The organism is Aquamicrobium zhengzhouense, assembly GCF_016124105.1.
Taxonomy (GTDB): domain Bacteria; phylum Pseudomonadota; class Alphaproteobacteria; order Rhizobiales; family Rhizobiaceae; genus Aerobium; species Aerobium zhengzhouense.
The window spans coordinates 34,331-55,415 of record NZ_JADGMQ010000002.1 but is presented as its reverse complement, the minus strand read 5'-3'; the positions used below and the strand labels follow the sequence as shown (position 1 = coordinate 55,415).

General features: G+C 59.2%; 20 protein-coding genes. 11 read left to right on the top strand and 9 right to left on the bottom strand.

All coding sequences use genetic code 11. The features are described 5' to 3' along the window. Positions 1 to 102 precede the first annotated feature (102 nt). The 4 genes from IOD40_RS03375 to IOD40_RS03360 are packed head-to-tail and all read right to left on the bottom strand — an operon-like array spanning position 103 to position 4,678. On the bottom strand, positions 103 to 1,017 hold the full coding sequence (locus tag IOD40_RS03375) for a heme-dependent oxidative N-demethylase family protein (RefSeq protein ID WP_198474355.1): 915 nt from the start codon (positions 1,015 to 1,017) through the stop codon (positions 103 to 105). 7 nt (positions 1,018 to 1,024) lie between these two features. Next, positions 1,025 to 1,690 carry an aminotransferase class IV family protein gene (locus IOD40_RS03370; RefSeq protein ID WP_198474353.1) on the bottom strand — a complete coding sequence of 222 codons (666 nt, stop codon included), beginning with the start codon at positions 1,688 to 1,690 and terminating at the stop codon, positions 1,025 to 1,027. Then, positions 1,639 to 2,796 carry an aminodeoxychorismate synthase component I gene (locus tag IOD40_RS03365; RefSeq protein ID WP_198474351.1) on the bottom strand — a complete coding sequence of 386 codons (1,158 nt, stop codon included), beginning with the start codon at positions 2,794 to 2,796 and terminating at the stop codon, positions 1,639 to 1,641. Before IOD40_RS03365 ends, IOD40_RS03370 begins: the two co-directional genes overlap by 52 nt. 16 nt (positions 2,797 to 2,812) lie before the next feature. Then, positions 2,813 to 4,678, bottom strand: coding sequence for a M3 family oligoendopeptidase (locus tag IOD40_RS03360; protein ID WP_198474349.1), 1,866 nt, complete (start codon positions 4,676 to 4,678; stop codon positions 2,813 to 2,815). 139 nt (positions 4,679 to 4,817) lie between these two features. On the opposite strand from IOD40_RS03360, the gene IOD40_RS03355 reads away from it, so the two are divergent. Together IOD40_RS03355 and IOD40_RS03350 are read left to right on the top strand one after the other, a co-directional pair. After that, entirely contained in the window at positions 4,818 to 6,362 is a 1,545-nt protein-coding gene (locus IOD40_RS03355) for a sigma-54-dependent transcriptional regulator (RefSeq protein ID WP_198474347.1), read from the top strand. 240 nt (positions 6,363 to 6,602) lie between these two features. Further along, positions 6,603 to 8,369, top strand: coding sequence for a DUF882 domain-containing protein (locus IOD40_RS03350; protein ID WP_233713828.1), 1,767 nt, complete (start codon positions 6,603 to 6,605; stop codon positions 8,367 to 8,369). A gap of 69 nt (positions 8,370 to 8,438) precedes the next feature. On the opposite strand, the gene IOD40_RS03345 is transcribed toward IOD40_RS03350, so the two are convergent. Further along, positions 8,439 to 8,630, bottom strand: a complete 192-nt coding sequence (locus tag IOD40_RS03345) for a heavy-metal-associated domain-containing protein (RefSeq protein ID WP_233713827.1) — start codon at positions 8,628 to 8,630, stop codon at positions 8,439 to 8,441. Between the two features lie 136 nt (positions 8,631 to 8,766). On the opposite strand from IOD40_RS03345, the gene IOD40_RS03340 reads away from it, so the two are divergent. Both IOD40_RS03340 and cueR read left to right on the top strand, forming a co-directional pair. Further along, complete coding sequence (locus tag IOD40_RS03340; protein WP_198474343.1) at positions 8,767 to 11,244, top strand: heavy metal translocating P-type ATPase; 2,478 nt, start codon at positions 8,767 to 8,769, stop codon at positions 11,242 to 11,244. A gap of 2 nt (positions 11,245 to 11,246) precedes the next feature. After that, entirely contained in the window at positions 11,247 to 11,687 is a 441-nt protein-coding gene (gene cueR, locus IOD40_RS03335) for a Cu(I)-responsive transcriptional regulator (protein ID WP_198474341.1), read from the top strand. Position 11,688: 1 nt separating this feature from the next. Here the strand turns inward: cueR and IOD40_RS03330 are convergent, their stop codons facing one another. Continuing rightward, a complete protein-coding gene (locus IOD40_RS03330; RefSeq protein ID WP_198474339.1) occupies positions 11,689 to 12,336 on the bottom strand; it encodes a 2-dehydro-3-deoxy-phosphogluconate aldolase in 648 nt (215 codons plus the stop codon). 84 nt (positions 12,337 to 12,420) lie between these two features. After that, complete coding sequence (locus IOD40_RS03325) at positions 12,421 to 13,131, bottom strand: N-acetylmuramidase family protein (RefSeq protein ID WP_198474337.1); 711 nt, start codon at positions 13,129 to 13,131, stop codon at positions 12,421 to 12,423. A 111-nt stretch (positions 13,132 to 13,242) separates the two neighbouring features. Between IOD40_RS03325 and trhO the strand changes: the two genes are divergently transcribed. The 3 genes from trhO (at position 13,243) to IOD40_RS03310 (ending at position 15,960) form a co-directional block, all read left to right on the top strand. Continuing rightward, on the top strand, positions 13,243 to 14,163 hold the full coding sequence (gene trhO / locus IOD40_RS03320; RefSeq protein WP_198474335.1) for an oxygen-dependent tRNA uridine(34) hydroxylase TrhO: 921 nt from the start codon (positions 13,243 to 13,245) through the stop codon (positions 14,161 to 14,163). Positions 14,164 to 14,278: 115 nt separating this feature from the next. Continuing rightward, complete coding sequence (locus tag IOD40_RS03315; RefSeq protein WP_198474332.1) at positions 14,279 to 14,998, top strand: tellurite resistance TerB family protein; 720 nt, start codon at positions 14,279 to 14,281, stop codon at positions 14,996 to 14,998. 203 nt (positions 14,999 to 15,201) lie between these two features. Further along, positions 15,202 to 15,960, top strand: a complete 759-nt coding sequence (locus IOD40_RS03310; RefSeq protein ID WP_198474330.1) for an SDR family oxidoreductase — start codon at positions 15,202 to 15,204, stop codon at positions 15,958 to 15,960. 50 nt (positions 15,961 to 16,010) lie between these two features. Here the strand turns inward: IOD40_RS03310 and IOD40_RS03305 are convergent, their stop codons facing one another. Then, the gene (locus IOD40_RS03305; protein WP_198474328.1) at positions 16,011 to 17,180 is read right to left on the bottom strand and encodes a pyridoxal phosphate-dependent aminotransferase; all 1,170 of its coding nucleotides are present in this window, start codon (positions 17,178 to 17,180) and stop codon (positions 16,011 to 16,013) included. Positions 17,181 to 17,263: 83 nt separating this feature from the next. Between IOD40_RS03305 and IOD40_RS03300 the strand changes: the two genes are divergently transcribed. The 4 genes from IOD40_RS03300 to denD all read left to right on the top strand — a co-directional run bounded on the left by IOD40_RS03300 (position 17,264) and on the right by denD (position 19,942). Then, positions 17,264 to 17,947: a GNAT family N-acetyltransferase gene (locus IOD40_RS03300; protein ID WP_198474326.1), complete on the top strand. Its 684-nt coding sequence runs from the start codon at positions 17,264 to 17,266 to the stop codon at positions 17,945 to 17,947. 63 nt (positions 17,948 to 18,010) lie between these two features. Then, complete coding sequence (locus IOD40_RS03295) at positions 18,011 to 18,769, top strand: SDR family oxidoreductase (RefSeq protein ID WP_198474324.1); 759 nt, start codon at positions 18,011 to 18,013, stop codon at positions 18,767 to 18,769. Then, on the top strand, positions 18,769 to 18,966 hold the full coding sequence (locus IOD40_RS03290) for a hypothetical protein (RefSeq protein ID WP_198474322.1): 198 nt from the start codon (positions 18,769 to 18,771) through the stop codon (positions 18,964 to 18,966). Before IOD40_RS03295 ends, IOD40_RS03290 begins: the two co-directional genes overlap by 1 nt. 10 nt (positions 18,967 to 18,976) lie before the next feature. Continuing rightward, positions 18,977 to 19,942 carry a D-erythronate dehydrogenase gene (denD, locus tag IOD40_RS03285; RefSeq protein WP_198475289.1) on the top strand — a complete coding sequence of 322 codons (966 nt, stop codon included), beginning with the start codon at positions 18,977 to 18,979 and terminating at the stop codon, positions 19,940 to 19,942. A gap of 45 nt (positions 19,943 to 19,987) precedes the next feature. On the opposite strand, the gene galU is transcribed toward denD, so the two are convergent. Next, entirely contained in the window at positions 19,988 to 20,899 is a 912-nt protein-coding gene (gene galU, locus IOD40_RS03280) for a UTP--glucose-1-phosphate uridylyltransferase GalU (protein ID WP_198474320.1), read from the bottom strand. Positions 20,900 to 21,085: the final 186 nt, after the last annotated feature.

The window sequence follows — 21,085 nt, the reverse complement described above, 5'->3', positions numbered from 1 at the left end:
ATTTGCCGGTTTTTTGCCCGAACGCAAGGCGGCACACCCAGCGCCCCGGTTGATAACGTTCGTCACTGAAGATTGTTGCACGGTTACATCGAGAAGTTGCGTTCAAGAGGCAGCTATCTGCCTCAAGCTGCTGACAAGCATGTCGCGATCGGCCGTGAAGCCCTTGTAGTCTAGTTGATCCTCATCCAACGCGAGCATCTGGTCCGCAAACGCAGAGGCAATTTGCCCCCGGTCAGGGTGAGCCCGCAGCCGCGTCATCGGATCCAGATAAATCCGGATCGTGAACAAGATATCCCCGGTTTTCGCCAATCGGCGCAGCGTCTGACGCTCTACTCGGATAAAGAGTGAAGCGGCCAGATCCTCGTTTCCGAAGCGTGAAGATCGGTCTGAAGCTCTTGCATCGCGCTCCATGTCCGAAAGCGGATGGTAAAGATCGGAATTCAATTGCAACGACCAGTTCATTCGCTCAATGGGCAGATCCACGGCCAGCTTATCGAATATACGCTCGATGAGCGAAGCGTTGCGTGTGCCACTGCCAAACCCCGGCACTGGCATATGGATTTTGTCGATCGGCTTGCGAAATTTCTCGGCAAGTCTCCATGATGACGGGAAACAAAGCGATGCTGCAGCCAAGCGCCAGCCATCATCTCCACGACGCATAATGACGAGATCTTCCTGCACCAAGAGCGAGGCGATCTTCAGCGGTGCATCGCCTTGAAGTTCGATCTTTCGATCGTGATCCGTGATCTCGATCGCGTCCCCGACCCGCTTGTACGTCTCGGGAAAATGCCGGAGCAGATGTTCAACGGCGAGCTCGAGCACTTCGGCCTGGGCGTCTTCAGTGCCTTCCTCAGCGGCAAAGACTTTTTCGGGGAGAGTTGCGAACAGCCTGTTCTTCTCGGCCAGATACGGGATCAGCAGCTCATCGATTTCAAGCCAACCCGGCAGCTCCATCGGCTTCAGGCCAATCTTGAACAACGGTCCGGATCCATCATACGGCGTGTATGCGAGCGTCATGTTCAGCCTACCCCACCAACCGCGCTTCAATCAGACCGCGCAACGAGTTCCCGACGAAAATCCGGCCCCCGGTTTTCAAATCATCCGGGTAGATGATCTGTTCGACGGCTTTGCCGTCCAGCAGCAAGGTTTCGCGCAGAACTCCCCTCAACAAGCCGCATTTGAGGGGCGGAGTCGCCAAGGTTCCCCCTTCCATCTCAACGAAGATGTTGCAGATCCCCCCCTCGCAGATTTCCCCGTTTTCGTTGAGGAGGAGAACTTCGTCAGCTTCCTCAGGAGTAAACTCGGCGCGAGCCACCTCATATAACTCGCGGCGAGAGGTTTTGTAACGCAGAAGCTCGTCTGTGGAACTCAGCCGGGTGTTGGCTATGCGAAGGCGCCATATTGTCCCGGCGGCAAGCGGAGCGAATGGCTTTACCTGCAGATCGAATTTACCATCCGCTTCAAGGCCGACACGGACACGCTTGGGCTCGGTTACGCCACGAAGCCGCTCATGCAGTGCGGCCTCGATCTCGGAGAGCGGGCATGTGAAGCCCAGTGCTGCCGCCGATCGAGACAGCCGCGCGAAATGATGGTCCCTGCGCATCAAACCAGTCTCAGGTTCAAAGCGCAGCGTCTCTATCAGATGGAAGCGGGCTTCTCCCCCGTTGCGAACCGCCCCTTCAGCAGACATTCTTCATATTCTCCATCGGCCGTGGAATCGAACACCACGCCGCCTCCCACATTGTAAACCGCGCGCCCATTGGGATAGAGCGAGATCGTGCGGATCGCGACATTGAACTCCATGCGTCCGTCTGGCGCCAGCCAACCGATTGACCCGCAATACACGTCGCGCGGTTCATCCTCCAACTCGCGCAAAATCTTCATCGCGCTGATTTTTGGCGCACCGGTAATTGAGCCGCAGGGGAACAGCGCTGCCAGAATGTCGCGAAATTCCAGACCCTCGAGCAGCCGCGCCTTCACGAGGCTTACCATCGTATGGACGGTCGTATAGCTCTCAATCCGGAATAGCTCGGGCACATCCAGCGTGCCTACTTCGCTGATCCGCGAGATGTCGTTTCGCAACAGGTCGACGATCATCCGATTCTCGGCCTGGTTCTTGGGGTCGTTGCGCAGAAACTCCCGCAGCGCCTCATCCTCTTCGGGCGTTTTGCCGCGCGGAGCCGTGCCCTTCATCGGCAGGGTCTCGATCCAGCGATCACGCGAAACCGTAAAAAACAGCTCCGGTGAGCGCGAGAGAACCACCGGTCCTTCAAGGTCGATGAACGCGCTGTGGCGCACCGGCTGCTTCTGTCGAATTGTACCGAACAGCGCGAGCGGATCGCCTTCCCAGCTTGCCTCCACCGGAAAAGTCAGATTTCCCTGATAGCAATCGCCCTGGGCCAGATGGCGATGAAGCTGCGAGAAACGCTCACGATACTTTGCCCGCGACCACGTCGCGCGGGGGTTGGCGATCCAAGCGTTGGTGGGGTCGCCTAGCTGCAGCGCCGCAACCTCATCCGGGTCGGCAGGGCCATCAAATATGCCGAAGCATAAAAGGGGCGCATTCCTCTTCGCTGGCATGGATGCTTCGAGCGCAGGATCAAGAAGATAGCCGGCCTCATAGGAAAGATAGCCTGCGGCCCACTTTCCAGCGCGCCGCGCCTCCTCAATGGCTGCGAGAGCCGGAAAGAACTCTTCCGGCTCCCACGCGACAATCAGTTGCTGTGGCTTGGCAAACAGCAGTTCCGTACCATCCAGATCGTTCCGGAAGCAGGCGATTGATCGTCGTGAGTTCATGGGCGCAGTCCGAATTTTACGCCGGCTGCTGATCCATTGCCTCTAATTCGTCGATCAGACCTTCGATCATGGAAAGGCCCCTGCCCCAGAATTCCGGGTCCGACGCATCAAGACCGAAGGGAGCGAGCAGCTCGGAATGGTGCTTGGTGCCACCAGCCTTCAGCATGTCGAAATATCGGTCCTGAAAGCCTTGGTCAGCTTGCATGTATACAGCAAACAACGAGTTCACAAGACAATCGCCGAAGGCGTAGGCATAGACGTAGAACGGTGAGTGGATGAAGTGCGGGATATAGGTCCAGAAGGTCTCATAACCCTCACGCAGCGCAATCGCCGGCCCGAGACTTTCAGCCTGGACCTGGAGCCACAATTCACCAATCCGTTCGCTGGTCAGCTCGCCCTCGCGGCGTTCGGAATGCACGAGACGCTCAAACTCGTAGAAGGCAATCTGGCGCACGACCGTGTTGATCATGTCCTCCACCTTCTGGGCCAGCATGGCCTTGCGCTCGCGCTTGTCGCTTGTGCGGTCCAGCATCGAACGGAAGGTCAGCATCTCTCCGAACACTGAAGCCGTCTCGGCCAGTGTCAGCGGAGTCGACGCCATGAGCGCGCCCTGGGAAGCAGCCAGAACCTGATGGACGCCGTGTCCAAGCTCATGTGCAAGCGTCATCACATCGCGCGGCTTGCCCTGGTAATTCAGCATCACATAGGGGTGCGCAGATGGCACAGTAGGGTGCGCAAAGGCACCCGGCGACTTGCCCGGTCGCACCGGCGCGTCAATCCAGTTCTCATCAAAGAAGCGCTGAGCGATCTCTGACATGCGTGGATCGAACTTGCCGTAGGCGGACAAGACAGTCTCTCGCGCCTCTGGCCAGCTGATGGTTGCGTTCGGCGTTTCAGGAAGCGGCGCGTTCCGATCCCAATGGTTCATCTGCTCCATGCCGAGCCATTTGGCCTTCATGGCATAGTAGCGATGCGAAAGCCTCGGATACGCGGATTTGACCGCTGCAGCCAGCGCGTCGACGACTTCACGCTCAACCCGGTTCGCCAGGTGGCGGGAGTCTGCAATGTCCTCAAAGCCACGCCAGCGGTCGGAGATTTCCTTGTCCTTGGCGAGGGTGTTGGTGATCAGGGTGAACAGGCGGATGTTCTCCTGGAACGTCTTCGCGAGAGCTTCCGCAGCCTCGCGCCGCACCTCCCCATCGGGATCCTGCAGCCGATTGAGCGTCAGCTCCAGCGCAAGCTTCTCTCCCCCGACCTCGAAGCGAAGGCTGGTCATCGTCTCATCGAACAGACGATTAAACGCGGCACGGCCGGTGATCGATTTTTCGTGGAAAAGCTGCTCGACGCGGTTCTCCAGCTGGTATGGCTTGTCCTTGCGCAGGTCGACCACCCACGGACGGTAATAGGCGAAACCGGGATCGGCCTCGAAGGCTGCGTCGATCAGTGCATCATCGATCTCATTAAGTTCGAGCGTGAAGAAAAGGAGTTTGGCGCTCGCATCCGTCAGCTTTTCCTGGACATCCCCATAGAACTTCGCCCGAACCGGGTCTGAAGTATCTCCGGTGTAAAGAAGCCCGGCATAGGAAGCGATGCGGCCGAGCAATTCCTCCAGCGCCTCAAAATCGCGGAGCGCCTGTCCGAGATCCCCCGACGTCGGATTTTTTGCCGCATCAAGAAGCTTTCCCTTCCAGCGGTGCTCGAAGGCAGCCGCGTCCTCGGCTCCCTGCTTGAAGTCTCGCGCCAGCTCTGGCGCGTCAATGCCCGAATAGAGGTCCGCAAGGTTCCACTCCGGAAGCTGCTCCGCCGGCGCGGCCGCAGCTGCGGAAGAGGTCGAGGGAGCAGCAAAGCCGCGGTTCAGTGGGTGCTTGTTGATATGCAGCATTCAATCCGCTCGCATGATTTGCATTTTAGTCAATCCGGCAAGAGGCCGTTCACCGGGTTTCTTGAGCCGGTGTTCAGACGTCTGTGCCATGTTGAGCCAACTCGTTTGTTTCAGCCTACCGATATTCTCCGAAAGTGCCATGGCCCGTTCTGTTTTGATAGTTGATGACGATCCCGTTCAGCGCCGCCTGCTTGAAGCTGCGGTGTCGAAGGCTGGGCACGCTGTCATTACGGCAGATAGCGGCGAGGCCGGATTGTCTGCACTCGAGCGCAGCGACATTGGCGTCGTCATCCTTGATCTCGTCATGCCCGGAATGGATGGACTGCAAGTCCTTGAGCGCATGCGCGAGCGCGAGATCGAAATCCCCGTCATTGTGCAAACCTCCAAAGGAAGCATCGACACGGCAGTGTCGGCCATGCGCGCGGGGGCGTTCGACTTCGTCGTCAAACCAGCGTCACCTGAGCGGCTACAGGTCGCAGTCGCCAACGCGATGAAGGTGGAGAGCTTCGGCGGGGAAGCAAAGCGGGCCAAGAAGGGCACTGCGGGAAGCCTGACCTTCGCGGATATCGTTACCGGCAGCCCCTCCATGCAGCGTGTGATTACACTTGCACGCAAAGCCGCCGGATCCAGCATTCCGATCCTGATCGAAGGCGAATCCGGTTCCGGTAAGGAAGTGATCGCGAGGGCAATTCAAGCGGAGAGCACTCGCCGTTCCAAGGCATTCGTCACCGTCAATTGCGGCGCCATCCCGGACAATCTGGTCGAAAGCATTCTGTTCGGTCACGAAAAGGGTTCGTTCACCGGCGCGACCGAAAAGCACGTCGGCAAATTCGTTGAAGCCAATGGTGGAACGCTGTTCCTTGACGAAATCGGCGACCTTCCGCTCGACGTCCAGGTCAAGCTGCTGCGTGCTGTTCAGGAAGGTGAGGTTGACCCCGTCGGGGCACGACAGACGGTAAAGGTCGACATTCGCCTGATTTCGGCGACGCACCGGGACCTCCTTCAGCGTGTCGAGGATGGGAAATTCCGCGAAGACCTTTTCTATCGCCTGAATGTCTTCCCAATCTATGTTCCGCCTCTGCGTGATCGCCGCGAGGACATCCCGAGGCTGGTCCAGCATTTCATTTCGCGAGTGGGGCCAGCAGAAACGCGCGGCCGCGTGAACGGTATTTCACCTACTGCGCTCGCCATGCTGCAATCCTATGACTGGCCCGGCAACATCCGGCAGTTGGAAAACGCGATTTTCCGCGCGGTCGTGCTGGCCGAAGGTAGCCTTCTCACCGAAAACGAGTTTCCGCAGATCAGGGCACAGGTTGATGGGATCGACATTACGGCAGCTGATACTGCCCCGGCTCCACCCCCCTCACCTGCGACAGCGGCAGCGGACACATCGCTTCAGCGTGTAGAGGAGGCTGTGGTTCAGCCGGCAGAGCAACGCGAAGCAGCCGAGCCCGACACGTCCGATGCGCCATTCGGTTTTCTGCAGGTATTGGACGCACGCGGAAACATGCGGACGCTGGCAGAAATCGAGCATGAAGTGATCCGGCGCGCGATCGATCACTACAAGGGACAGATGAGTGAAGTCGCCCGGCGGCTCGGCATAGGCCGGTCAACGCTCTATCGGAAGTTGAAAGAAATGGGCATTACACCCGAGGAGGAGCGCAGCGAACGCTTGGCGTCTTAGCCTTGCACGCGACGCAGCGTTCAAAAGGACTTAGGCACCATTTACCGTTTGTATACCATAAACTCACCTGTGGAGCGCTGCCACGATATCGCCACGGTCTCTCCGCAATCATGCTACACTAAGCAGTGATTAACCATTAAGGATAATAGTCGGACTTGTCTTTAAGTCCGCGAATTTTCCGGGGACCTGTCAATAGCCGATAGGCGATGCGTTTTGACCATTCTGAACCGACCCGACGTGATGCGTTCAAGCAAGGGGAAATTCCAGCTCAAGATGCTGGGCGGATTGGCGCTTGCCATGATGATTTCCCTTGGTGCTGCCTCCAGCGCCGCCGCTGAAACCCGCAGCTTGAAACTCTACTTCATCCATACGAAGGAGAGGGCCGAGATCACCTACAAGCGCAATGGGCGCTACGACAAGAAGGGTATCGAGCAGATCAACCGGTTTCTGCGCGACTGGCGTCGCAATGAGCCGGCGAATATGGATCCGAAGCTGCTGGATCTGATGTGGGAGGTCTACCGCTCGGTTGGCGCTCGCGATTACATCCACGTCGTCTCCGCTTACCGTTCCCCTAAGACCAATTCGTCCCTTCGCAGCCGTTCGTCCGGCGTGGCCGAGAACAGCCAGCACATGAAGGGCAAGGCGATCGATTTCTATATCCCCGGCGTGAAGCTCTCCACGCTGCGCGCTGCCGGCTTCAAGGCTGAAACCGGCGGTGTCGGCTATTACCCGAAGTCGGGTGCGCCCTTCATTCACCTGGACACGGGCAACGTCCGCTCGTGGCCACGGATGAGCCGCAAAGAGCTGATGGCTCTTTTCCCGGACGGCCGAACCATTCACCTGCCATCCGATGGCAAGCCTCTGCCCGGCTACCAGCAGGCCATGGCTGCTTATAAGGCTCGTCAGAAATCCGGCACCACCCAGCTTGCCAGCCTCGACAGCGGTTCATCCCGCGCCTCGAGCGGTTCAGGCGGTGGTCTGCTGACAGCTCTCTTCGGTGGCAACCGCAACGATGAGCGGCCAGCCGCTGCTCCAGCCCGCCCGACGCCAGCTCCTGCCGCGCCAGTTCGTCAGACTGCCCCCGCACCGGTCGCGACACCTGCTCCGCAGGCGGAAACGATCATCGCCGCTTTGCCCGAACGCAATCCGCCAGTCCCAGGTGCGGCTCCGAGGCCGTTGCTTGACGTTGGTGCGAAGCCAGCACAGCCGATCATTCCGGGCATCGCCGTTGGCGCTACACCCGAAGAGCCTTTGCAAGCTGATGCCGCACCGGTGCTTGCGCAGGTGCCGCTCCCGACGCGTCGGCCTGAATATGCACCTGCTGCAGAAGTCGCGGTTGCAGCTGAAGACTTGCCGATCACCGCGATTGCCGCAGACCGGACGCCGACCGGCGGCTCGGAAGCGATCGCGGAGATGCTGGCCCTGTCGGCTGCGGACGCCCGTGCGGGCGTTGTAATCAACAATGTGCCTATACCGACGATGCGCCCGTCGCTTGACGGAGATGACAGCGCGCTCGCCAGGCAGGTGGCCGCAGTATCTTCCGGCGGCGATGTCTTCGCTCTCGCGGCCCTGCCGGAAACACGCCCCGCAGCGCTTGGCATCAATCAGGCTGCGGTCGAAATCCCCCCTGCTCCACAGCAGGACGAACGGATCGCCGCCCTTAGCGAAAAACCGCGCGTCGCACCTATTGGTCGTGAACTTGACTCAGGTGTTCGCACCAGCGGGAAGGCTGCTCGCCCTCAGGCCGGAAGTTCCAGGACCGAGCCGAAAGCAAGGACCGTTCCGATCGACAGGGACGTGACGAGCTGGGCCTTCCGCCGCGATCTCGACGTTAACAACGCGGGCGGCACCACCAACGGTAAAGCTTACAATGTGGTCTGGTCTGCCCCGGAAACCGTCTATACCCACGGCTTCCAGCCGAGTGCGTCGGATGCAGATCCGAACCGGTTTACCGGCAAGGCGGTCAACTTCATTTCCGTCGCGCGCTTTCCCGCAAAGCAGAACTGACCACCAGTCACATTGATAAAAAAAGGCAGCCACGTGCTGCCTTTTTTGTTCGGTGTCCGATGGGATGTCTCAACCAGAGACTGTAAACCCTGCATCCTCGATTGCCGGCAAGAACGCCTCACGCGGCATCTGGGAGATGATGTCGACAGTCTTTGCGGACAGGTCGGCGCTCACCTCAGCCTGAGGGTCCACACGCGCGATAGCCCTGGTGATGCCCTTGACGCAGCCCTCACAGCTCATGTCTTCAATTTGGAATTGCATCATAAACTCCAGCTTCTGAGATCCGTTGGAGCATGCACCTTTCCACCATTGGAAGGTCAACCGAAAACTTTCTTGACCTTCCAATGGTGGGAACCCTTATCTAAGGACGGACGCCAGCGCATTGCGAGATGACACCATGAACGCGCCTGTTCCAACTGCACCTTCAGAAAGAAAAACTCTGTCCCTGTCGATTGAGGGGATGACATGTGCATCCTGTGTCGGCCGCGTCGAAAAGTCGTTGAGGGCTGTCACAGGTGTTGAAAACGCCAGCGTAAATCTGGCGACGGAACGCGCTGACATCAGCTTCTCCGCTCCGGCAAACTACACCGCGTTGGTTGATGCAGTTCAAAAGGCCGGCTTTGACGTGCCCCAAAGGCGATCCGTTGAGCTCGCGATCGTGGGCATGACTTGCGCGTCATGTGTGGGCCGTGTCGAAAACGCCCTTTTCAAAGTGCCGGGCGTGGAAAAGGCCGCTGTCAATCTCGCTACCGAGCGGGCCTTCGTTCAAGGCGCTGCAGGTCCGGAGGCGCTGATCGCGGCGGTTGAGAAAGCGGGTTTCGACGCGCGGGTCATCGATCGCAGCCGCGACGAGGAGGAACACCGCGCAGAGCGAAAGGACGCGGAGGCGTCGTCGTTAAGGCGCGACTTCGCAATCGCGGCTGCGCTTACGCTCCCCCTCTTCATCATCGAAATGGGCTCACACACCTTTGCGTTCGTCCATGATCTCGTCATGCGAACGATTGGCATGCAGGCAAGCTGGTATTTGCAGTTTGCGCTGACAACGATCGTTCTGCTGCTGCCGGGCCGACGCTTCTATGCCAAGGGTCTTCCGGCGCTGGCACGGTTGGCACCGGACATGAACTCATTGGTGGCCGTGGGAACGCTTGCCGCATATCTCTACTCGCTGGTTGCGACCTTCTTCCCCTCCCTCCTGCCGGCAGGCACGGTGAACGTCTATTATGAGGCGGCAGCGGTCATCGTTACGCTTGTCCTTCTCGGCCGCTTGCTCGAAGCACGTGCCAAGGGGCGCACGTCGCAGGCAATTCGCCGTCTGATCAACTTGCGCCCGAGGACCGCGAGGGTTGTCAGAAACGGCCAGCCGGTTGAAATCGATGTCGCCGATGTGGTGCCAGGCGATGTCCTCGACCTGCGCCCTGGCGAGCAGGTCGCAGTGGATGGGGAAGTCGTCGAAGGGGCAAGCTTCATCGATGAATCCATGATTTCCGGCGAGCCGGTTCCTGTCGAGAAGCAGCCAGGGAGCCCCGTTACCGGCGGAACGGTCAACCAGACCGGAGCACTGACCTTCCGCGCAACGGCAGTTGGCAGCGACACCGTTCTCGCCCAGATTATCCGTCTCGTTGAAGAAGCTCAGGGATCGAAGCTTCCGATTCAGGGACTCGTTGACAAGGTGACCTTGTGGTTCGTGCCCGCGGTCATGGCGGCGGCTTTGCTGACCTTCGTCATCTGGCTGGTTTTCGGCCCTGAGCCTGCCCTCACCCTTGCCCTCGTCAACGCGGTCGCTGTGCTGATCATCGCATGTCCCTGCGCGATGGGCCTTGCCACCCCAACTTCGATCATGGTCGGAACCGGACGGGCAGCGGAAATGGGCGTCCTCTTTCGCAAGGGCGAAGCTTTGCAACGCCTGAAGGATGCGACGATAATCGCCTTCGACAAGACCGGCACGTTGACTGAAGGAAAGCCGCGTCTGACTGACCTCGTAATCACAGATGGTGATGACAGGTCTAGCGTACTTGCCCTCGTTGCCGCGGTCGAAAAGCGCTCGGAGCATCCGATCGCCCGAGCTATCGTTGACGCGGCGGAGGCGGAGGGGCTGCGAGTTCCGGCCATCTCCAGCTTCGAGAGCCTGACCGGCTACGGCGTACATGCCATGATCGACGGGCAACGCATCGACGTCGGCGCGGACCGGTATATGGAAAAGCTTGGCGTCGACGTGAGTTCCTTCATGCGCGAGGCCCAGCGCTTGGGCGAAGAGGGCAAGAGCCCGCTCTATGCGGCGATTGATGGCAAAGCGGCAGCCATCATCGCAGTCGCAGACCGTATCAAGGAGACGACACAAGCGGCGATTGATGCGCTGCATAGAGCCGGCGTGAAGGTCGCCATGATCAGCGGCGACAACAGGCGCACCGCCGAGGCAATCGCAAAAACACTCGGGATCGATGAAGTCATTGCTGAAGTGTTGCCAGCGGGGAAAGTCGAGATGCTGCGTCAGCTGCGCAGCCAGCATGGCGCCATCGCCTTCGTCGGCGACGGCATCAACGATGCACCGGCACTCGCAGAAGCCGATGTCGGCATCGCCGTCGGCACCGGAACCGACGTTGCAATCGAAGCCGCCGATGTGGTGCTGATGTCCGGCCAGCTTACAGGCGTTTCGCGCGCGGTGGAGATTTCTAAAGCAACAATCGCGAATATTCGGCAGAATCTGTTCTGGGCTTTCGCATATAACGTAGCCCTGATCCCCGTCGCGGCAGGTGCTCTTTATCCTAGCGCGGGTATTTTGCTCTCGCCGGCGCTCGCGGCTGGCGCCATGGCGCTGTCGAGCGTGTTTGTTCTTGGCAACGCACTGCGCCTGCGCGCGTTCAAACCGGGGGTCTGACGATGAATATTGGTGAAGCGGCCAAGGCATCGGGCGTTAGCGCGAAGATGATCCGCTACTATGAGCAGACCGGGCTGATCCCCCCTGCCGACCGAACGCCTTCAGGCTATCGCGACTACTCGGAAAAGGACGTGCACGTTCTGCGTTTTGTCCGGCGTGCCCGCGACCTTGGCTTCTCGGTAGCGGAAATCGAGGGATTGCTTGGGCTCTGGCGCGATCGAAATCGCAAGAGCGCCGACGTCAAGCGGATCGCGATGGATCACATTGCCGACCTGCGCCGGAAAATCACGGAGATGGAACAGATGGCTGCAACGCTGGAGCAGCTCGCTTCGTGCTGCTCCGGCGACAATCGTCCCGACTGCCCGATCCTCGCCGATCTCGAAAGTTCAGAAGGACTGGCAGCCTCAGCGCCGCACCTAATGCGCGGCGCAATGCGGGGCTGACTTAGCGCTTCAGCGCTGCAGCTTCGCGTGCAAGGGCTTCGATCTCATCCCATTTGCCGGCCTTGACCAGCGCGTCGGGAGCAATCCATGACCCGCCGACACAGACGACGTTGGGCAGCGCCAGATAATCGGGTGCATTCTTCGCGCTGACACCGCCGGTGGGGCAGAAGCGGATACCTGCCAGAGGAGAAGATAGAGCTTTCAGGAAATCCGCGCCGCCTGCCTGTTCAGCCGGGAAGAATTTGAGCAGCGAGTAGCCAGCCTGGCGCGCCGCCATGACTTCGCTCGGCGTAATCGCACCTGGAAGAAGCGGCACATCGCTGGCAGCTGCAGCCTCAATCAGCTGCGGCGTCAGCCCGGGGCTGACAATGAATTTGGAACCGGCTTCAGCTGCCTGCGCAAAATGTTCTGCGTCGAGAATGGTCCCAGCGCCGACAATAGCTTCCGGCACTTCCGCGGCCGCCAGCCGAATTGCATCCAGCGCAGCGGGCGTGCGCATGGTGATTTCAATGGCCGGAAGACCGCCCTTGGCAAGCGCCCTAGCCAGAGGGACAGCATCTTCCGCTCGGTCGATTTTCAGGACCGGAATGACCGGCTGGCCCTCCATTACTTTTAGAAGCGGCTCGGTCTTCTGTGCACCGGTTGGCATGCGTCCTGCTCCAGATCATTTTCAATCGATTAGCGAGGGCTCTACCAGAGGTCAGCCCCCACTGTCCATTATCCGCTCATCAACTTAGCGACGCCGCGAAAACAATGCGGCGAAAAACCTGATCGGGATGTTGAACATCGAAGTGGTTGTTCCAGGCAACTGCTGCCTTACCAACTCCGGTACGGTTGGAACCTGAAAGTCGAAGTCGGTATCCGCATATTTTTCGTAAGCTGCCGCAAGCCTGGCATCGTAGCGATTGCGACGATAGCCCGGACCGTTATAGCCGCGGGCAAAGTCCGCCCACTCCTGTTTCTGTAGCGCGGGCGCCAATCCGGCCTGGGATATGTATTTCGCCATTACTCGCAATTGGCCAGAAAGCCCGTTTCGAGCCTCGTCGACAAAGGAGTCTACGGAGCCGTATCCGAGCCATGCCCAATGCGCGCCCATCACCTGCCCAACGCCCCAGGAGGTCGCTTCATATGCGGCCTTGCGATCTATCTGGGCGGCGCGCGCCAGCAGGTTCCAGCGTGCAGTCTGGGACGCGGGGTTCGGCACCCCACCAACCTGCGGGGAAGAAAGCCCTTCGCTGCGCGCCCGTTCCCGCTTCACGCCGGACAAGCGGCGATCGAAATAATGCCCTTCGAATCGTATCATCGGCTCTTTCCTGCCGCGTACTAGCGCGTGAGCACGACCGCCGCACTCGACTTTTACAACCGCGGCAAAAGCTGCCGGCGGCACCTTCAGCGTCCGCGCCACCTCGGCAATCGCCTGCCTCATCGCCTCATCTTGCATCATGATCCTGCCTCCGTGATTGGAGGCCCAGTCTCGTCCGGCTTGAGTGCAGTTGGATAAGTGCGTCACCGAAACGTCTTGAATAGTGGCGATCAGAGGATTAGAGCGCCCTGCATGGAAAATAACGGCTCTTTTCGCGTCGCTGCGCTTTATCGTTTCACTTCGCTCCCGCAGTGGAAGGAGCTTCAGGCTCCTTTGACCGAATTTTGCGAGGCGCGAGGCATCAAAGGCACGCTGCTTCTTGCACATGAAGGCATCAATGGCACCGTTGCCGGAAGCTATGAAGCGATTGCGGAACTCATCGACTTCCTTGGTACGATCAAGGAACTGGATGGTCTGGAGCTTAAATATTCGCACGCAGGCGAAATGCCCTTCCACCGTATGAAGGTGCGGCTGAAGCGTGAGATTGTTACGATGGGCGTCGACACCATCGATCCCATCGGAGACGCTGGCACCTATGTCGAGCCAGCGGAGTGGAACCAGCTGGTTTCTGATCCAGATACGATCATCATCGACACCCGCAACGCCTATGAAACCGCGATCGGGACTTTCAAGGGGGCGATCGACCCTGAAACGACCAGTTTCACCGAATTTCCGCGCTGGGCGCAGGCGCGTCACAACGAGCTGAAGGGCCGTAAGGTGGCAATGTTCTGCACCGGTGGCATTCGCTGCGAAAAGGCCACCGCCTATATGCGTTCGATCGGCATCGACGACGTCTATCACCTCAAGGGCGGCATCCTTAAATATCTTGAAGAGGTCAAGCCCGAAGAGAGCCTGTGGGAAGGCGAATGCTTCGTCTTTGACGAGCGCGTCTCGGTCAAGCACGGTCTTGAGGAAGGCGACGCCGAGCTATGCCGCGCCTGCCGCCACCCCCTGATGCCAGAGGACCGCGAGTCCCCTCTCTATCAGGAAGGCGTTTCCTGCCATCATTGCTACCACACCCGCACCGAGGAAGACCGCGCGAGATATGCGGAACGCCACAAGCAGGTGATGCTGGCAGCCAAGCGCGGCAAGGGCCCGCATATCGGCAACTAAGTCCAAAGCGAACTCCTTCGAAACGGCATCATTGTAATGCCACATCGCGCTGCCTACCTTTTGGCAGGTCGCTGCTTGGAGCGGCCGCACGAAATGCCGCAACAAGGAGGCAAGAATGCTCGACCCTAAAAGGCTGCTGGACGATTTGCTCGGCTCTAACGTGCCTGGCACCGGTGGAACCCTGCGCGACAATGCTGGCAAGGCCGCTCAGTTGGCCAAGGACAATCCTCTTGCAACTGGCGCGCTGGCTGCCGTTCTGATGGGGACGAAGGCAGGTCGAAGCATGTCAGGCTCCGCGCTGAAGATCGGTGGCCTCGCGGCGGTCGCCGGTCTCGCCTACAAGGCATACCAGAATTATTCAAACGGTCAGAAGCCGGGCCAGGAAACGGCGTCGGAGCCTGAACTTCTCCCGCCCCCGGCTGACACTCCGTTTAACCCGGCTCAGGCTCCGCAGGGCGAGAACGAATTTGCGCTGACTATCATACGCGCAATGATCGCTGCCGCCCGCGCGGATGGCCATATCGACGCTGAGGAGCGCTCGCGCATCGCAGACCGGCTTCACCTGTCGGGCATTGGTGATGAGGCTGAGGCATTTCTGCTTTCCGAACTTGAGAAACCTCTGGATCTCGATTCGATCGTCTCCGCAGCGAAGACCGACGCTCAAAAAGTCGAGCTCTACACCGCGTCGCGGATTGCCATTGAACCAGAGACGCGAGCGGAGCGTGGGTATCTCGACATGCTCGCAGGTCGTCTGGCCCTTCCCGATACATTGGTGGATCACATCGAGGCTACCGTCTCCAGCGCCAAAACAGAAGCGACACCTTCCGTTTGGTAGCTGCTTCCGCAGATATTTTTCGGCTGTTAAGACTTGGTTAACTGTTCGGGTTCAACCTGAAACACAGACGATTTCGCTCTCCTCCTCCCAAGCGCAATCGAACTAGGGCGGTCCCTACGACCGCCCTTTCTTTGCGGCAATCCGCTTGTCTTCCCCTTCGTCATCTGCAAAGCACAGTCTATAGAGACTGGGAGAATGCATACATGTCTGAAGGTAAAGTCGCCCTCGTCACAGGAGCTGGTTCCGGCATCGGCAAGGCCGTGGCCAAGACTCTCGTTGCCGCAGGCTGGAACACCGTCTTCACCGGCCGCCGCCTCGACAAGCTGGAGGAAGCTGCGAACGAAGCCACGGCCGCAGGTGGAGGCAAGGCCGTCGCCGTGGCTTGCGATGTCACCAAGGCAGACCAGGTTGACGCGCTCTTTGCACGAATAGAACAGGAGTTCGGGCGTCTTGACCTGCTGTTCAACAATGCCGGCATGGGCGCGAAAGGCGCGACGATCGACGAAATCCCGGTAGAGGTCTGGAACGACGTCGTCAACGTCAACGTCACCGGCTCGTTCCTGTGCGCTCGTGGGGCGTTTCGCATGATGCGCCATCAGAAACCTCAGGGGGGCCGCATCATCAACAATGGCTCGATTTCAGCCTATGCACCCCGCCCCGGCACCGTGCCGTACACGGCGACCAAGCATGCAATCACCGGCCTGACCAAGACACTCGCTCTCGACGGCCGTCCCTTCGATATCGCGTGCGGTCAGATTGATATTGGTAACGCACTGACGGATCTTGCCGCACCGATGGCTACTGGCGTGCCGCAGGCGGACGGCTCCATGCGCGCAGAAGCCGTGATGGACGTCAAACATGTAGCTGATGCTGTCCTGCACATGGCAAGCTTGCCGTTCGAGGCCAACGTGCTGTTCATGAACGTAATGGCGACGAAGATGCCCTTCGTCGGACGCGGCTAACAGGGGCCTAAATGCATCTCCCCGGACAGGCCGGGGAGATGCAGCTTCACTTACTTCTGCAAGAACGCACCGATGCGCTCGATTGCCCGCAAGATGTTCTCTTCAGAATTGGCGTAGGACAGGCGGATATATCCTTCACCGAGCACCCCGAAGTCAGGCCCGCCGATCAGCGCAACACCAGCTTCATCGAGAAGCGCATTTGCGAGCTTCTTCGCATGCCATCCGGTCTTCGAGATGTTCGGGAACGCATAGAATGCACCCTTCGGCGTGATGCACGATATGCCGGGCAGACTGTTCAGTCCTTCCACGACAATCTTCCGGCGATTGTCGAATGCCCGCATCATCTTCTCGACTTCATCCTGCGGGCCATCAATCGCGGCGATACCAGCAAACTGCGCCGGTGCGTTCACGCATGACCAGCAGTTGACCGCAAGCTTGCGAACCTTGTCGTAGAGTTGATCCGGCCAGATCGACCAGCCCATGCGCCAGCCGGTCATCGCCCAGGTCTTGGACCAGCCATTGAGAACGATAAGGCGGTCGCGAATTTCCGGGAACTGCAACAACGAGACGTGCTGTTCCCCATCATACGTCATGACATCGTAGATCTCGTCCGACATGATCGCCACATGCGGGTGAGCTTCGAGGCCCTTCACGAGCTTCTCGATCTCAGCGCGCGGCGTCACGCCACCAGTCGGGTTAGCTGGCGAGTTGAGAATCAGCAGACGCGTCTGCGGCGTGATCAGCGACAGCGTCTCTTCAGCGGAGAAGGCAAAGCCATTTTCTTCGCGCATGGGAACCGGGATCGGCTTGGCACCCGTGAACTCGATCATCGAGCGATAGATCGGGAAGCCTGGGTCCGGATAAAGTATTTCGGTGCCTGGCTGACCAAACATCATGATCGCCGCAAACATGGTCGGCTTGCCGCCCGGCAGGATCATGACGTTTTCCGGCGAGACTTCGATGCCGGTGGTCGTGATCGTGCGACGGACAACCGCCTCACGCGCGGCAAGAAGTCCCGTCGCCGGCGTGTAACCGTGGTGACCGTCCTTCAGCGCTTTGATTGCGGCCTCAACAATATGCTCTGGAGTGCGGAAGTCTGGCTGGCCGATGCCGAGATTGATGATGTCCCGGCCCTCCTGCGCAAGTGCCGTCGCCCGAGCGAGCACTGCAAAGGCGTTCTCTTCGCCAATCCGGTCAAAAGACTCTATCGTTTGGAGCATACAGGCCATCCTCCCTGGTTCTACGCTGCGTAATGCGCCTTTGTGATCCTTGTCCGCCGTTTGTCAATCGCCGAGCCCTCAGAATGTATACAGACCTTACTGATTGGACCCCGAGGCAGCGGCCCGCCGTCTCCACTTTGGAGGGGCGTTATGTGCGCCTTGAAAGGCTGGTGCCAGCGTCGCACGGCGATCCGCTCTATGCCGCTTCAAACACTATCGACGCCGAGGATAGGTTCCGCTGGCTGGGGGAATATCCTCCTGACAGTCGCGAGGAGTTTCAGGGATGGCTGGAAAACGCCTCGATTTCTGACGATCCCATGTTCTATGCCGTGATCGACAAGGCATCCGGCAGCGTCTCAGGACGCCAGTCTTTCATGCGCATCGACCCCGCTCATGGGGTCATCGAAATCGGCGCAATACTCTGGAACCCTCCGGTTGCGCGGGCACCTGCTGCGACCGAGGCGCTTTATCTCTTTGCTCGTCATGTCTTTGACGATCTTGGCTACCGGCGGTTCGAGTGGAAATGCAATGCCGAGAATGAGCCATCAAAACGCGCCGCACTGCGCTTTGGATTTATCTACGAGGGGACCTTCCGGAACCACATGGTCGTTAAAGGCAAGAGCCGGGACACGGCCTGGTTTTCTATGATTGATACAGAATGGCCAAGCTTGCGGAACGCGCTCGAAGTGTGGCTAGAACCCGAAAACTTCGATAGTGAGGGACGACAGAGGAAGCGCCTGGAGGAGATTCGGGCTGCAGGATCCTGACCGACGCTGTTTTTCCTGAGAGGGATGCATCGCCGGTCTGCGAGCCTCGACAGGGAGAGCTACATGACAGGAAGACTCAACGGCAAAGTCGCGGTGGTGACTGCTGCCGGCCAGGGTATTGGACGCGCAATTGTCGAAGCATTCGTCAAGGAAGGCGCAACCGTCTACGCGACCGATGTCGACATTTCAAAGCTTGCCGGCAGTGCCACTCCGCACATTTCGGCGCTTGATGTGACATCGACCACGGCTGTCGACGCCCTCGCGGCGGAACTGGGCCAGATCGACATCCTGGCGAACGTAGCCGGGTACGTTCATCACGGCTCAGTACTGGAATGCTCCGACAGCGACTGGGACCTTTCGTTCGACATTAACGTCAAGGGCATGCACCGAACCATCAAGGCATTCCTTCCCGGGATGCTGGCGCGATCGCAGCAGAATGGCACCTCGGGCTCGATCATCAATCTTTCCTCCGGTGCATCATCGATCAAGGGCATTGCCAATCGCTACGCATACGGCGCTTCAAAGGCTGCCGTCATCGGCCTGACCAAGGCAGTCGCGATCGACTTTGTCCGACGCGGTATCCGCTGCAACGCCATCTGCCCTGGCACTGTGCGCTCTCCTTCCTGGGAGGAGCGGGTTGAAGAACTCGGTCGCGAAGTCGGAGGCAAGGACAAGGCGATGGAAATGTTCATAGCCCGCCAGCCTATGGGCCGTGTTGGCGAAGCGTGGGAAATTGCAGCATTGGCCGTATATCTGGCGAGTGATGAATCGGCGTTCACCACCGGCACCGCAATCCCGGTTGATGGAGGTCTGAGCGCCTGATGGATCCTTCAACCAAGAAAACCGCTATCTCAGCGGCGCTCGTCATGGCGAGCCTGTGCTTCATAGCTTTCATTCTTCCTAGCATCGTTTTGTGGCTCGGAAATATTTCCCCCTACCTCGGCGGAGCGGCAGCATTCCTGTTTGTCGTGGGGTTCTTCGGCATTTTCTGGCTGCGTGGACGCAGTCGCCGTGATTGAGGCTACTAAATTGCGGATCCTCGTAACTGGAGCGGCCGGCATGATCGGTCGCAAGCTAACCGCACGCTTACTGAAAGAACGCGCCATTGCAGGCCGCGCGATTACTTCCATCGACTTGCACGACGTGGTGCCATTCGATGCCCCAGATGCTGGTGACATCGCAATTGCGACGCACGCGAGCGACCTGTCGGTTCCCGGAAGCGCGGCTTCCCTTATCGAAGGCCGCCCCGACATCGTTTTCCATCTCGCGGGCATTGTTTCCGGCCAGGCAGAGGCCGAGTTCGATCTCGGCTACAGCGTAAATCTCGACGGCACCAGGTCCCTTTTCGAGGCTGTCCGGTCGGCAGGTCACGCACCGCGCGTCGTCTACACCTCTTCGATTGCGGTCTATGGCGGACCATTTCCGGACGTCATTCCGGACGATTTTCACACTTCGCCGCTCTCCTCGTACGGCGCGCAAAAGGTGATGGGTGAGGCCCTGCTGCAGGATTATACCCGCCGTGGTTTCATGGACGGCGTAGGGCTTCGTCTTCCCGGCATCACGGTCCGTCCAGGCAAGCCGAACAAGGCGGCCTCGGGCTTCTTCTCAAACATCATCCGCGAACCGCTTTCCGGTCTGCCAGCCGTGCTTCCGGTGCCGCGCTCGGTTGTCTGCACGCATGCAAGCCCGCGTGCTGCCGTCGGCTTCTTGATCCATGCAGCCGCCATAGACGGTGCCGCAGTGGGCCCTCACCGAAATCTCGCCTTGCCGGGAGCGGCAGTTACGGTTGGCGAGCAGATCGAGGCGCTTGCTCGCGTCGCCGGAAATGACGTGGTGAAACTGATCCGCGAAGAGCACGACGATACGATCTGGGCAATGGTCCAGAACTGGCCGACGCGTTTCGAAGCACGGCGCGCTCGCGCGCTGGATTTCAAGGCCGAAGAGAGCTTCGACGAGATCATCCGCGCCTACATCGAAGACGATCTAAACCAGTAAACGACGCAGAGCGCGCGAACCGTTCGTCCGCGCGCTCTGGAACAATCAGGCGTCCGCTTTTTCCTCGACCTCCGCCAGCGCGTCGCTTTTTCCGCGGATACGATCGATGGTGTTGAACACGACCTCTCGCAGATCATCACGCTGGAGGGCGAAGGCGATATTGGCCTCGACGAACCCTTCCGGCGATCCACAGTCATAGGTCTCGCCGCGATAGTGGTAGCCAAATAGCGTCTGCTCCTTTCCAAGCTTGAGCATCGCGTCGGTCAACTGAATCTCGCCACCTGCACCGCGCTCCTGGCTCTCCAGAATACGGAAGATCTCCGGCTGCAGGATGTACCGGCCGTTGATGTAAAGATTGGACGGAGCTGTCCCCGGCTTCGGCTTCTCGACCATCGCCGTGATCTCAAACCCGGTGTGAATGGACGCGCCCTTGGCAACGATGCCGTATTTGTGCGTTTCGTCCGGCGCGCACTCCTGCACACCAATGACGTTGTTGCCGGTCTTCTGGAACAGCTCAACCATGCCCTTGGTGCAGCTTTCCTCGGAGCGCATGATCATATCGGGCAGCAACAGCGCGAACGGCTCATCCCCGACCAGATCACGGGCGCACCACACCGCATGGCCGAGGCCAAGTGGCTCCTGTTGGCGGGTAAAGCTGGTTTGTCCCGCTGCTGGCTGCATCGAGCGCAGGCGCTCCAACTGATCGAGCTTCCCGCGCTGCTCCAACGTATCATAAAGCTCGAACTGCACGTCGAAATGGTCTTCGATCACCGCCTTGTTGCGGCCGGTGACAAAAATGAAATGCTCAATGCCCGCCTCACGGGCCTCATCAACGACATACTGGATGACCGGACGATCGACGACTGTGAGCATCTCCTTTGGAGTGGCCTTGGTCGCGGGGAGGAAGCGGGTTCCAAGCCCTGCCACAGGGAATACAGCCTTACGAACTTTTCTCATCAACGTTCATACCCATTGTTGCGCCAATCAGGCGATCCGAGATGACATTTTCATGCCAGGATTGAAATTCATTGAATCTGTGCCGGAGACAGCAGTGATGCGTTACCTCCCCCCGTAACGCAAATGGGCCATGTCCGGTTGCTTCCGCAGCATAACTGATAGGGTAAACACTTTACTAACTCTGAT